Source organism: Acidovorax sp. CF316 (assembly GCF_000276605.1).
GTDB lineage: Bacteria > Pseudomonadota > Gammaproteobacteria > Burkholderiales > Burkholderiaceae_C > Acidovorax.
This window is the reverse complement of record NZ_AKJX01000269.1, coordinates 1-12,316: the sequence shown is the minus strand read 5'-3', so window position 1 is coordinate 12,316 and position 12,316 is coordinate 1. Positions and strand designations below refer to the sequence as shown.

Here is a 12,316-nt window from a genome sequence, read left to right as displayed (position 1 = left end):
CGCAATCTGGGAGGGGGACGCCCCCAGCGCGGCGGGGCGGCCCTTGCGCGGGGGCACTGGCCTGGGCCGCGCCAGCTTCATGCGCCACGGGTAATTGGTACGCGCATTTCTGCCTCTGATTTCGATTCAATTCCGCTATCCCAGCATCATTCGCCACATCGACAGCGTCATTGATCCTGCGACGGCATTGCCCATCAAGCGCCTTCTGCAATAGCCAACAGGCAGCAAAAAGCCACCGGCCGTCTTGCGACGTGCGGTGGCTTTTTTCTTCCCGGAGGGAAGCAGGACAGACGAAAGGAGGCCGCCGGCAGCGCCCTCCTTGCCTATATCCCGTTCAGTGCATCATCTGCGGCTGGCCTTCGAACAGGTGCTCGAACTGTGCCAGCCAGGGCTCGGCCAGGCAGCGGATCTGCGCATCGTTGCGCAGGATGCGCTGCATGATGCGCGTCTTCTCGCGGCGGTGCTCGGGCAGCAGTTCGTGCTCCTGGGACTTGAAGCGCAGTTGCTCAATCAGCACGGCGCAAGCACCCTCGTAGCGCACCACGCCATCCCAATCCTTGAGCTTGGCGGCCTCCAGCATCTTGGCGCTGCTGTCTTCAATGGCTTTGTAGTAATCAATCAGCATGTGGGACATGGTTCATGCCTCCACCAGCACAGGCTGGCCCGAAGCGGTGGCATCGGCCGATGGGGCCATGCCGTTGTTGTTCTTCTTGATCTCGTTCCAACCGAGCGCAACCGGCTCGATCAGGCGCATCACTTCCTGCATCATGGCGTCGTCATTGCGGGCATTGGCCAGGATCAGGCGGCGCACGCAGTAGTCGTACAGGGCACCCAGGTTCTGCGCCAGTTCACCACCATCGACCGTGTCCAGGGCGGTGCTCAGGCCCTCTTCGATGATGCGCACCGCCTTGGAGACGGCATTGCACTTGCCGACGATGTCACCACGCGCCATCGCGCCGCGCGCCGTGGCGATGGACCCCAGAGCACCCTCATACAGCAGGCTGACCAGCTGGTGCTGGTCAATCGTGTGCATGCTGGTTTCCACATTGATGCGCTGGTAGGCGTTGGCTGCACGGGGGTTGTGGGCGCTGAACATGGGGTGGTCCTTACGGTGTGATGCTTTATTTATCGGCTGGGGCCGAAAAAACTGAAGGCTTTCCGTCAGGTCGACTTGTTCCAGGCGGTCACCTGCTGCGCGATGTAGGCATTCAAGCCATTGAGCGAAGCCATCTGCTTGTCCAGCGCGTTGTAGCGGGCGGTGATGCGCTTCTCGAACGCATCCACCTTGTCATTCACCGTGGCCTGGTCCTTGGCATTGCGCTTGAGCGACAGCTGCAGCGTATCGTCCTTGGACTTGAAGAACCCATCGGCGGACAGCAGGTTGGTGGTGACGGCCTTGATCTTCACGGCAATGCCCTCTGCAGAGCCGCTGCCGGTGTTGCGGAACAGGTTCTTCAGGTCGTCCGGATTTTCCGTCAAGGCCTTGTTGAACTTGGTGGAATCCAGCGTGAGGTCACCACCGAGTTGCTGGGTCAGGCCGATGTCGGCCAGGCGCTTGAAAGCGCCGCCTCCCGAGGTGACCGACTGGATGGCATTGCGCAGGGTATTTTGCAAGGCAATGGCCGTCGAGTCGCCTTGCAACAAGCCGGCCGCATTGGTTTTAGCGTCGTACTTGGTGGCATCCTGCATCAACTGGTTGATGGCGTTGTAGGCCTTGACGAATTCGTCGACGTTGGTCTTGACGGCCGCGGTGTCCTTGCCGACCGTGATGTCGATGGGAGCGGTCGTAATCTGCTCGGCCTTGAAGGTCACCCCCGAGATCGTGGTGGCGAAGGTATTCGTGGCGGACGACACCGCGATGCCATTGACCGTGGCCTTGGCGTTGAGCGCCGCCTGCGTCGTCGTGCTGCCCGCGACCAGACGGGACAGACCCGTGGCATCGGTATTGCCGGCGCTGGCGATGTCGGTATCGCCTCCTTCCATGACGCTCAGGCGGAAGCCGAATTCCTCGCCCGTGCTCTTGCTGCGCAGCAGCAGGCGCTCACCCGAAGCATCGGACAGTATCGAGGCCGTCACCCCGGCCGTGCTTCCATTGATCTTGCTCGCCACATCCGTCAGCTTGTCGCTGGCGCTGATGGAGATATCGACAGGCTGGCCGCTGCCGGGCGTGAAGGAGGCGGGCGCCACACTCCACTTGCCGAGCTCCAGGCGCAGGGTGCCGGCACCCAGGGCACCGCCCACCGGCAGGAGCGCGGCCGACGCGGTGGCCTGCGCCTTGGCAAGGCCCTGCACTTCCACGCTGAAGGTGGTGGGCAAGGTGCCGCCGATCGCGGTGGCCGACACGAATTTGGAATCCGAGGAGGTCGTGGTGACCCCGTTCCAGCCAGTCACGCTGGTGAGCTTGCCGGCCGCATCGGCCAGCGTGGAGACCAGCGACTTGATCTGGCCGTAGGCGGAGATCTTGGTGTTGACCGTGGCCGCCTGCAACTTCAGCGTATCGAGGGGCTTTTTTTCCAGCGTGACCAACTGGGAGATGATGCTCTTGACATCAAGTCCATTGGTGCCGACCCCTGGGGATGAAATGGTTGCCATACAAACCTCCTGAACTGTCCAAAGGAAATTATGGAGCCAATCCCGCGCCAGTAACGTCCTTATTCACACCAGGAAACCCGCCAATTCCAGCGCTCCCGGTACGCGCTGTTTCCAGAAGCCCCCTGCACCTGTGCTTACGGTCGGCACAAAGGGCCTCAAGGTGAAAAGGCGGCGACAGGAAAACTGTCGCCGCCGATGCACCAGGGTCTTCTCAGACCCTGCCAGCCATTGTGCGCTTAACGCAGCAGGGCCAGCACACCTTGTGGCAACTGGTTGGCCTGGGCCACCATGGCCGTACCAGCCTGCTGCAGGATCTGCGAGCGCGACAGGTTGGCGGTTTCTGCCGCGAAGTCAGCGTCCAGAATGCGCGAGCGGGAAGAAGACAGGTTCTCCGAGGTCACTTGCAGGTTGGCGATCGAGGTCTCGAAGCGCGATTGCAGAGCACCGAGCTTAGCGCGTTCGCCGTTGATGAACGCCAGGCCCGAGTCCACCGTCTTGAGCGCTTCCGTGGCCTTCTTGAACGTGGTCACGTCCAGGTTCGCCACTTCCTGCAGATCCGAAGCCGAGTTCGCAGGGGTTGCCGTGCTGAAGGCATTGGTCGTGGTGGCCACCGTCGAGAAGGACTTGTCGGAGTCAAGCACCACATAGCCGCTGACCGTCGATGCGTCCGCACCCGAGGCTGCCGCCAGGGTATCGGCAGCGCCGATGGTCGTGCCATCCGCCTGCAGCTTCTGGATATTCACCGCACCCGCATTCGCACCGGAAGTGGCACCCTTGGCCAGCGTGATGTCCTGGCCCGTGGCACTGGTCAGGATGATGCCATTGTTGGTGGAGTTCAGCGACGCGGTCACGCCCGTCTTGGACGACTGCTCATTGATGGCCGACACCGCGTTCGACAGACCGTCCGCCGTGGTGAGGGAGGTCACGTTGAAAGAGACGGACTGGCCGAGCGCGGGCGAGGTGGGCACGTTGTCCGAACGCAGCTCGAAAGTGTAGGAACCCACCGATTCGAAGCTCAGCTGCACCTCGGTGCGGGCAGAGGCGGTCACACCCGTGTTCCCGGTCTGCAGGTTGATGTTGTCGGCCATGGCCTTGGCCGTGTCGTTGGCCGCGATGGTGATGTTCCTGGAACCCAGGGCACCATTGACGGCCAGCGTACCGGCGGTCACGCCGTTGGTACCCCAGGAGGTGGCGCTGGCACCGCTGCCCGAACCGTTGGCCGAGGTGTTCTGGTTGTTGCCGTACACGCTGGTGCGCAGGTTGGCCGTGGCCGCCACGATGGTCTGGTTGGCATTGGCGCCCACTTGGAACTGTTGCGTACCGAACGAGCCGTTGAGCAGCTTGGCACCGTTGAATTCGGTGGTTTGGGAGATGCGATCCAGTTCGCTGACCAGTTGGCCCACTTCCTGTTGCAGGGCCTGGCGGTCGCCGGCGCTGTTGGAGGCGTTGGCCGATTGCACCGCCAGTTCACGCACACGCTGCAGGATGTCGCCGGAAGCCTTCAAGGCGCCTTCAGCCGTTTGCGCCAGGGAGATGCCGTCATTCGCATTGCGAACAGCCTGGTTCAGACCACGGATCTGGCTGGTGAAACGCTCGGAAATGGCCAGGCCGGCGGCGTCGTCCTTGGCGCTGTTGATGCGCAGGCCCGACGACAGGCGCTGGATGGAGGTGTTGAGCGAAGTTTGGCTCATGCCCAGGTTGCGCTGGGCCGTCAAGGAGGCGACGTTGGTGTTGATGGTGGATGCCATGGCAAATCTCCTGAAAAGAACTGACTGAAATGGCGTTGCCGCCAACCTGGTGCCAGGCAAGGCACCCGGCTATACGGTCCACAGTGCCGACATGGCCTTCTGGTGAACGGCGGAGAGCGCATTTGCCTTCCGTTGTGAGTCTTTTCGACGCCGGCTGCGGAAACTTTAGGCCCAAAAGTGCAAGTTGGCAGGCTTTTCGGCTCTTTATCGGGCCAACGCCAGGGAGGGTCCTTGGCCACAATTCCTCATCGTTCCCGTATCGCCTGCCGGACGGTGGTAGTCCCCCTCAGGCACAAATGTCCACTCAAGCCTCAAGGAGCATTCCATGGCAGCCACGATCAACACCAACGTCGCTTCGTTGACGGCCCAGCGCAACCTGGGCATGAGTCAAACCTCGCTCAACACCTCCATCCAGCGCCTGTCGTCGGGCCTGCGCATCAACAGCGCGAAGGACGACGCCGCCGGCCTGGCCATTTCCGAGCGCTTCACCAGCCAGATCCGCGGCCTGAACCAGGCGGCACGCAACGCCAACGACGGTATCTCCCTGGCGCAGGTCACGGAAGGCGCGATGAAGGCCGCAGGCGACATTCTGCAGCGTGTGCGTGAACTGGCTGTGCAATCGGCCAACGCCTCCAACAGCCCCAGTGACCGCCAGGCCCTGAACCAGGAAGTGGGCCAGTTGGTCGCCGAACTGGACCGCATTTCCCAAACCACCGAGTTCAACGGCGCCAAGCTGCTCAACGGCACGTTTGGTACGCAACAGTTCCAAGTCGGCGCCAACGCCAACCAGACCATTGTCGCCGCCACGGCCAACCTGCGCACCAGTGTTTACGGCAACAACCAGAACACCTCTGCCAATGGTTCCGGCAGCGGTGCCAGTGCCACTTCATGGAGTACCAATGGCGTGACTGCTGGCACGCTGGCGGTGAACGGCGCCCTGGGCTCCCGCAACATCACCATCAACGCCAACGACACGTCCAAGGCGATGGCCGACAACATCAACCTGCAGACGGCCAATACGGGCGTGACCGCTTCTGCTCGCACCGAGGTGGACCTGTCCTTCGCCTCCGTCGGCTCCTACACCTTCGAGCTGCGCTCGGAAAACACGCCCACCGCCCCTGCGCTCGGCCAGTCCGTCTCGTTCAACATCTCCGCGATCAACACCTCGGATGGCCTGTCCAATGCCATTTCCGCGATCAATGAACAATCCGCCAAGACAGGCGTCACCGCGTCGCTGAACTCCACCAGCACCGGTATCGTGCTGACGAATGCGACCGGCCAGGACATCGGTATCTACAAGGGTGCCACCTCGGGAGCCAATGCAGGTGCCGTCACCATCCAGAAGCTCCAGGCGGACGGAACCTCCGCCGGTGGCGCGGATACCCTGGCCGCAGCCTCTGGTGCGGACGCCTCGACGGTGAGCGGCTACGTCGTGCTGGACTCCGAGAAATCGTTCTCCACCAATGCCACGACGACCAACGCCTTCAGCACCGCGACGCCTGCCAATAGCGCTTCGGACCTGCAGGAAGTGGCCAACCTCGACGTGACCACCTTCAAGAAGGCGACCGAAGCCCTCAAGACCGTGGATTCAGCCCTGGCTTTCATCAACGGTGAACGCGCCAAGCTCGGCGCCTTGCAGGCCCGCTTCGAGACGGCGATCTCGTCCCTGAACATCACGTCCGAAAACCTGTCGGCCTCGCGCTCGCGCATTCTGGATGCTGACTTTGCGGCGGAAACCGCCAACCTGTCGCGCTCGCAGATCCTGCAGCAGGCCGGAACGGCCATGGTGGCCCAGGCCAACCAGATTCCGCAGGGCGTCCTGAAGCTGCTGCAGTAATAATAGCCACCACCAGTGAGGCGACCGGCCGCTTCTCGTCGCACGCCAGTGGCTGGGGGTGCCGGCCCTACAGATTGCGAAGGACGCACAGTGCACGGCAGAAACAAAGCCCCAATGGATGGCCGACTCAACGCAGCCCTGGAAGCCAGGGATTGGGACCTGCTAGCAAGGCTGTGCAAACAGAGCCTGCGCAAGAACGCGCGCGACCTGCAGGCCACGCGTCTTCTGGGATATGCGCTCGACTGCCAGGGCAAGATCGAGGAGTCGATCGAGGTCTATCGCCGGGGGGCGCTGCTGTGGCCCCAGGACGCCGAGCTCCTGATCAACTACGGCAACATCCTTCTCAACCACGTGCGCAATGCACAAGCGCTGCCCATCCTGGAAAAGGTCTGCGAACTCAGGCCCGAGAAAGCCATTTGCTGGCTCAAGCTGTCGCAATGCTGCTACCTGATCACGCAGCACGAAAAGGGTCTGCGAGCGGCTGAAAAGGCCGCCGAACTGGCCACCGATATCCCGGGGCGATCTGCGGCCCTCACCCAGAAAGCCATCCACCGGCGTGAACTGGGGCAGGTGAGCGAAGCAGTGCAGGACTGCCTGGATGCCATCGCACTGACCCCCACGGAACCGTCCAACCACACCAACCGGCTGCTGTTCATGCTGGCCGACCCCAGCGCAGATGCCGCCAGCCTGTCCCAGGCAGCGCTCGATTACGCAGCCGTCTTCGAGCCCCCCCTCAAGCCGCAATGGCCGAACTTTGCAGACCACCAGGGTGATCCCTGGCGCAAACTGCGCATCGGGTTTCTGTCCCCCGACTTCCGGGTCCATTCCGTCATGTACTTCGTGGAAGGACTGCTGGCCCAACTGGACCGGCGGCAGTTCGAAGTGTTTGCGTTCTACCTGTTTCCACGCGATGACCAGGTCACGGCACGGGTCCAGCGCCATGTCGATCACTTCGTGCGCTTGGCGAATCTCGGCACGGAGCAGCAGGCCGAGGCCATCCGCGCACAGGGCATTGATATTCTGATCGATCTGGCAGGGCACACCGGCTACAACGGGTTACTGACCCTGGCACGCAAGGCAGCTCCGGTGCAAGTATCGTGGCTAGGCTTTCCCGCCACTACCGGGCTGCAAGCCGTGGACTACAAGTTCACCGATGAAGTCACCGATCCGCCGGATGCGCAGGCAAATTACACCGAGCAGCTGTACCGCCTGCCCACCCTGTTTGCCTGCTACCGGCCGATGAGCCGCAATCCGCTGTGGCGCTACCAGCCCCGCTATGTGGTGCGCCCCACGCCGGCGCTGGACAACGGCTTCATCACCTTTGGCTCCTGCAACAACCTGGGCAAGCTCACGGACGAGGTGCTGGCCCTGTGGGGGCAGATCCTGGAAGCCGTGCCAGGCTCACGCCTGCTCATCGAAGGCAAGAACCTCGACCAGCCCGACTTCGCCAACGCCTACCGGCAGCGCTGCCGGGGCCTGGGGCTGGACCCGGACCGGCTGGAGCTAGTGGCACTCAACGGCGACAACCAGTACCTGACCTACCACCGCATCGACATCGCGCTGGATCCCTTTCCGCTCACCGGCGGCACCACCACTTTCGACGTGCTGTGGATGGGCTTGCCCATCGTCTCCATGGTGGGAAGCAGTTTCAAGAGCCGCATGGGCGTGGGCCTGCTCAGCTACCTCGGGCGCACCGAGTGGCTGGCCGAAACGAGCGAGGACTACGTGCGCATTGCCAGCGGCCTGGCCGCCGACATCCCGGCACTGAATACCCTGCGCCTGGGCCTGCGCAGCGAGGTGGAAGGCTCGGCCCTCATGCGCGAGGACATCTTCAACCACCATTTTGGAGAGGGCCTGCGCGCCATGTGGCTGCAGTGGCTGGCCCGCGCCCAGCATCCCGGCGATGAAGAGGCGCAGATGCAGGCCATCCAGGCCTGGTTGCCCGGGTTGCCAGAAGAATGGACGCAGCCGCCGACCCCAGGGGTCGGGCTGAAACCCGGCCAGCGGATCGCCCTGGCCGAGGCACACCAACGTTTGCAAAGTCTGGTGGAAAAAGCCAAGGGCGCCTCGCAGCCCATGGCCGCGGCAGATGCAGAAAGTGCACAGATCACCGACCGCAACTGGGTTGCAGTGACCCAATTGGCGGAAGTCGTGCTCAACGCCGTTCCGCACGATCCCGTAGCGCTCGCGTGCCTGGCGGAGGTGGAGCATGCGCATGGCCACACCGAATTCGCCGTGACCTACCTGCGGCACGCCACCCAGGCGATGGGGATGGAGCCTTTTGGGGCGCTCTGAGCCCCCGCCGGGGTCAGGCCTTGCGGCGCAGAAAGCCGTGCGGCGCCACCGTCACCTGCAGGCGCTGCTCCATCTCGGTGTCGACCTCGAACTCGGCATGCCCGCCAAGCCACTGGCGCACTGCCGTCTTGGGGTTGTTGCCCACGTCCCAGGGCCTGTCGGCAAAGAAGCGCGGCGGCATGTCTTCGACAAAGGTGTCGAACACCACGCAGTAGCTGCCCGGCGTCACCAGCGGCGCATAGGCGTCCAGCTCGCCGAGCACATGGTCGTGCGTGTGCATGGAATCCAGGCACACCAGGATGCGCTGGTAGCCCTTGGCAAAGTCACGCACCTGCGCCACCACATCGGGCGCGATGGCCGAGCCCTGGACCATGGCAATGCGGCTGGCCATGGGATGTGCCTCGATGGCCGCCCGGTTGTGTGCGCGGATGTCGATGTCCACGCCCAGCACCTTGCGGCGCGACGCGCGCGGATCAAGCATGGTGCCGGCCTCGATGGCATCGCTCATGTCCAGCAGGGCCAGCAGCGAGGCGCTGAGCACCAGCGAGCCGCCGTGGGCAATGCCGGTCTCGATGATGAGGTCCGGCCGCACGCGCCACACCAGCTCCTGCATGGCCACCATGTCCTGCGGGTACTGGATGATGGGGCGCCCCATCCAGTCGAAGTTGTACACGTACTGCCGCTGCATGGAGGCCTGCAGCCAGTCTCGTGACAAGGCCTGGAATGCGGCGTCGTCGGCATAGGAGGCGAGCCGGTCACGGCGTTCCTGGGCAAATTGGTCAACAGGGTTCATGGCGAAGTTACTCCAGGCAAGTCATTCGGAATCAAGAGGTCGTCGGCAAAGACCGGACGGGGGCGCACGGCGAGCTCGGCATGGAGCCGCCGGGCATCGATGGGCGGGAACTGCTGCAGCGGCGCGTCCTGCGGCCACGCCACCGTGCACCCGGTGCGCTCACGCAGCCAGTCGAGCCATTGGCCATGGGCAGTCTGCACGCCACTGGCAACGTTGTACACCGTTGCTGCGCCTGCCAGCGCGATGCGCGGCAGCCAGTCGAGCAGGTCGGCGATGTGCACGTAGTCCTTGCCCGAGCGCGGGTCCGAGCACAGGACCACATGGCCCTGGCGGGCCTGATGCACCAGGTCCGCCACGAGGTTGCCCGACGATGCATCCATGCCCGGGCCGACCACGTTCGACAGCCGCGCCACACGCACCCCGGCGCGTTCGCTGGCATGGCACAGCGATTCGCCCGTGAGCTTGGACAGGTTGTACAGGTAGGACGGGTCGCCCGGCAGGACCTGCAGCGGCGCATCCTCCTGGGTGCTGGCCGCCCCCATGTAGACCCGGGTGGACGAGAGGTACAGCAGCGAGTCGAACTGCCCACGCGCGAGCACATCGGCCAGCAGGCCCACATGCGCCTCGACCGTATCGAACGGGCGCGAACGGAAATCCGCCGTGAGGCCCACGCAGTACAGGACATGGCCCAGCGGCTGGCCGAAGACGCCCGTCTCGCCCCTGGCCGGCGCCCGGACCGCATGGCCCTGGCTCCTCAGGCAGGAAACGAGGCGGCTGCCGATATAGCCCGAGGCACCCAGCACCGTGAATGCCGTCACGTGCGCCCCCCCACGGCCCGCAGCGGGTGCCCTGCATACACGGTGTAGGCACGCAACTCCCCGCGCACGATGGAGCCGGCCCCGACCACGCAGCCCTGGCGCAGCACAGCCCCGTCCAACAGCACGCAATTGGCACCGATCCACACGTCGTCCTCGATCGTGATGCCTCCCTTGCTGGATTGAAAGCCCTGCTCGCGAATGAGCCGGTCCCGCTCGGCATAGGCGTGGTTCACCGGGGCAAAGGTGCAGTTGGCCGCAATGGCGACGTAATTGCCCATGCGGATGCCATTGCCCGTGTAAAGAACACAGCCCGCGTTGATGACCACATGCTCGCCCACGACGAGATCGCCCACGCCCCCTGCGGGCTTGACCTTGACGAAGCTGTCGATCACCGAATGCGCGCCCACCACGATGCGCGAGCCGCGCACCGAGTCTTCGATGTCGGCCAGGTGCGACACCTTGGCCGTGGCATGGATCTCGATCACGAGAAGACCTCCATGCGGGGCACCGCCACGGCAAACTGCCCGCCCCAGGCGCGGGCATAGTCCAATTGTGCCCTTACCTCCTCACGCAGGTTCCAGGGCAGGATCAGTATGCGGTCGGGGCGGTGCGCGCGCAGGTGCGCCTCATCGACCACCGGGATGCGGCTGCCGGGCAGGAACTGGCTCTGCTTGGCGGGGTTGCGGTCCACCACGTAGGGCAGCAGGTCTGCCCGCACGCCGGCAAAGTTCAGCAGGGTGTTGCCCTTGGCCGCCGCGCCATAGGCGCCCACCTTGAGGCCGCGCGCGTGGCAATCGAGCAGGAAGGCCAGCAGTTCGCGCTTGATGCGCAGCGCCTCGCCTTGCAGGCCCGCATAGAACGCTGCCGTCGGCACACCGGCCGCCGCTTCGCGGGCCAGCAGCTCGCCCACCCGGCCATGCACCGTGGGCGCGGCATCGCTGCGCTGGGCGAACACGCGCAGGCTGCCGCCGTGGGTGGACAGCTCCTGCACATCGGTCACGGCAAGACCGTTGGCGGCAAAGATGCGCTGCACCGCCGTGAGCGAAAGGTACGAGAAGTGCTCGTGGTACAGGGTGTCGAACTGGCACTGCTGCACCAGCTGCAGCAGGTGGGGAAACTCGAAGGTGGCCACGCCCTGGGGTTTGAGCAGCACGGCAAAGCCCGCGACGAAGTCGTTGATGTCGGGCACATGGGCCAGCACGTTGTTGGCCACCGTGAGATCGGCAGCGCGCCCCTGGGCCACCAGCTCGCGGGCCAGTGCCACGCCGAAGAACCGCTCCACGACCTCGATGCCGCGCGCCCGTGCCGCCGCTGCCGTGCTGGCCGTGGGCTCCACGCCCAGGCAGGGAATGCCGCGCCCGGCCACGTACTGCAGCAGGTAGCCATCGTTGGCGGCCACCTCCACCACGTGGCTGTGGGCCCCCAGCGACAGGCGCTGGGCCATCTCCTGCACATAGGCCTGGGCATGGGCCAGCCAGCTGCTGGAGAACGAGCTGAAATAGGCGTACTCGGCATCGAACAACGCGTCGGCGGCGGCAAAGTCCTCGGTCTGCACCAGCCAGCAGTTCTCGCACACCAGCACCCTGAGCGGGTACCAGCGTTCAGGGGCATGCAGCGCGGGCTCGCGCAGGTAGGCGTTGGAGGGCGGGGCTGTGCCCAGGTCTGCCATGGGCAGGGTCACGGGAGCGGCGCAGTGGCGGCATTTCATGGAAGCAACTCGGTCAGGGCAGCCGCAGCCCGGTGAAACCGGACGTCAGCAGGGGGTGTTCGGCATCGCGCGGCGAGCGTTCGGCCACGGGCAGCGGCCAGGCGATGGCCAGGCGCGGGTCGAGCGCATCGAGCCCGCCTTCCGCGGCGGGCGCATGGGGGGCGGAGTGCAGGTAGAGCATCTCGCAAACGTCGGCCAGCGCCTGGAAGCCGTGGGCGAAGCCCGGCGGGATGAGCAGCGCCTGGTGGTTGGCGGCCGACAGCTCGCGGCCAAACCATTGCAGAAAGGTCGGCGAGCCGGCCCTGAGGTCCACCGCCACATCCCACACGGCACCCCGCAGGCAGCTGACCAGCTTGGCCTCGGCCGCCGGGGGGTGCTGGAAATGCAGCCCCCGCACGGTGCCACGCCGCGCCGTGTGGGTGTGGTTGATCTGGGCAATCGGCCAGGTCCAGCCAGCAGGGGCCAGCTCCTGCGCGCAGAACATGCGCGCCAGGAAACCCCGGCTGTCCGCGAGCGGCTGGGGCT

Annotated in this window: 11 protein-coding genes; 2 read left to right on the top strand and 9 right to left on the bottom strand. The window is 64.7% G+C overall.

Annotated features, from left to right (window positions below; all coding sequences use genetic code 11):
• Positions 1–334: 334 nt before the first annotated feature.
• The 4 genes from PMI14_RS30165 to PMI14_RS30150 all read right to left on the bottom strand — a co-directional run bounded on the left by PMI14_RS30165 (position 335) and on the right by PMI14_RS30150 (position 4,340).
• The gene (locus PMI14_RS30165; RefSeq protein WP_007860919.1) at positions 335–634 is read right to left on the bottom strand and encodes a flagellar protein FliT; all 300 of its coding nucleotides are present in this window, start codon (positions 632–634) and stop codon (positions 335–337) included.
• A gap of 3 nt (positions 635–637) precedes the next feature.
• A complete protein-coding gene (gene fliS / locus PMI14_RS30160; RefSeq protein ID WP_007860917.1) occupies positions 638–1,096 on the bottom strand; it encodes a flagellar export chaperone FliS in 459 nt (152 codons plus the stop codon).
• Positions 1,097–1,161: 65 nt separating this feature from the next.
• Entirely contained in the window at positions 1,162–2,592 is a 1,431-nt protein-coding gene (fliD, locus tag PMI14_RS30155) for a flagellar filament capping protein FliD (protein WP_007860915.1), read from the bottom strand.
• Between the two features lie 236 nt (positions 2,593–2,828).
• Positions 2,829–4,340, bottom strand: a complete 1,512-nt coding sequence (locus PMI14_RS30150) for a flagellin (protein ID WP_007860913.1) — start codon at positions 4,338–4,340, stop codon at positions 2,829–2,831.
• Between the two features lie 325 nt (positions 4,341–4,665).
• On the opposite strand from PMI14_RS30150, the gene PMI14_RS30145 reads away from it, so the two are divergent.
• Both PMI14_RS30145 and PMI14_RS30140 read left to right on the top strand, forming a co-directional pair.
• Positions 4,666–6,177, top strand: a complete 1,512-nt coding sequence (locus PMI14_RS30145; protein ID WP_007860912.1) for a flagellin — start codon at positions 4,666–4,668, stop codon at positions 6,175–6,177.
• Positions 6,178–6,291: 114 nt separating this feature from the next.
• Positions 6,292–8,472: a glycosyltransferase family 41 protein gene (locus PMI14_RS30140; RefSeq protein ID WP_007860911.1), complete on the top strand. Its 2,181-nt coding sequence runs from the start codon at positions 6,292–6,294 to the stop codon at positions 8,470–8,472.
• 13 nt (positions 8,473–8,485) lie between these two features.
• On the opposite strand, the gene PMI14_RS30135 is transcribed toward PMI14_RS30140, so the two are convergent.
• The 5 genes from PMI14_RS30135 to PMI14_RS30115 form a co-directional block, all read right to left on the bottom strand.
• Entirely contained in the window at positions 8,486–9,265 is a 780-nt protein-coding gene (locus PMI14_RS30135) for a cephalosporin hydroxylase family protein (protein ID WP_007860910.1), read from the bottom strand.
• Positions 9,262–10,083 (bottom strand): NAD(P)-dependent oxidoreductase, encoded by an 822-nt coding sequence (locus PMI14_RS30130; RefSeq protein WP_007860909.1) that lies wholly within the window; start codon positions 10,081–10,083, stop codon positions 9,262–9,264. The genes PMI14_RS30135 and PMI14_RS30130 overlap by 4 nt, the downstream gene beginning before the upstream one ends.
• Complete coding sequence (locus PMI14_RS30125) at positions 10,080–10,568, bottom strand: DapH/DapD/GlmU-related protein (RefSeq protein ID WP_007860908.1); 489 nt, start codon at positions 10,566–10,568, stop codon at positions 10,080–10,082. The genes PMI14_RS30130 and PMI14_RS30125 overlap by 4 nt, the downstream gene beginning before the upstream one ends.
• Positions 10,565–11,791 (bottom strand): class I SAM-dependent methyltransferase, encoded by a 1,227-nt coding sequence (locus PMI14_RS30120; protein ID WP_007860907.1) that lies wholly within the window; start codon positions 11,789–11,791, stop codon positions 10,565–10,567. Before PMI14_RS30120 ends, PMI14_RS30125 begins: the two co-directional genes overlap by 4 nt.
• A 13-nt stretch (positions 11,792–11,804) precedes the next feature.
• On the bottom strand, positions 11,805–12,316 hold a 512-nt coding region (locus tag PMI14_RS30115), incomplete at its 5' end, for a dTDP-4-dehydrorhamnose 3,5-epimerase family protein (protein ID WP_007860905.1).

What these genes read in the sequence shown, in the direction of transcription:
- fliS (WP_007860917.1), bottom strand. Translation starts at nt 1,096, where the DNA reads ATGTTCAGCGCCCACAACCCCCGTGCAGCCAACGCCTACCAGCGCATC.
- PMI14_RS30165 (WP_007860919.1), bottom strand. Translation starts at nt 634, where the DNA reads ATGTCCCACATGCTGATTGATTACTACAAAGCCATTGAAGACAGCAGC.
- fliD (WP_007860915.1), bottom strand. Translation starts at nt 2,592, where the DNA reads ATGGCAACCATTTCATCCCCAGGGGTCGGCACCAATGGACTTGATGTC.
- PMI14_RS30135 (WP_007860910.1), bottom strand. Translation starts at nt 9,265, where the DNA reads ATGAACCCTGTTGACCAATTTGCCCAGGAACGCCGTGACCGGCTCGCC.
- PMI14_RS30150 (WP_007860913.1), bottom strand. Translation starts at nt 4,340, where the DNA reads ATGGCATCCACCATCAACACCAACGTCGCCTCCTTGACGGCCCAGCGC.
- PMI14_RS30140 (WP_007860911.1), top strand. Translation starts at nt 6,292, where the DNA reads ATGGATGGCCGACTCAACGCAGCCCTGGAAGCCAGGGATTGGGACCTG.
- PMI14_RS30145 (WP_007860912.1), top strand. Translation starts at nt 4,666, where the DNA reads ATGGCAGCCACGATCAACACCAACGTCGCTTCGTTGACGGCCCAGCGC.
- PMI14_RS30120 (WP_007860907.1), bottom strand. Translation starts at nt 11,791, where the DNA reads ATGAAATGCCGCCACTGCGCCGCTCCCGTGACCCTGCCCATGGCAGAC.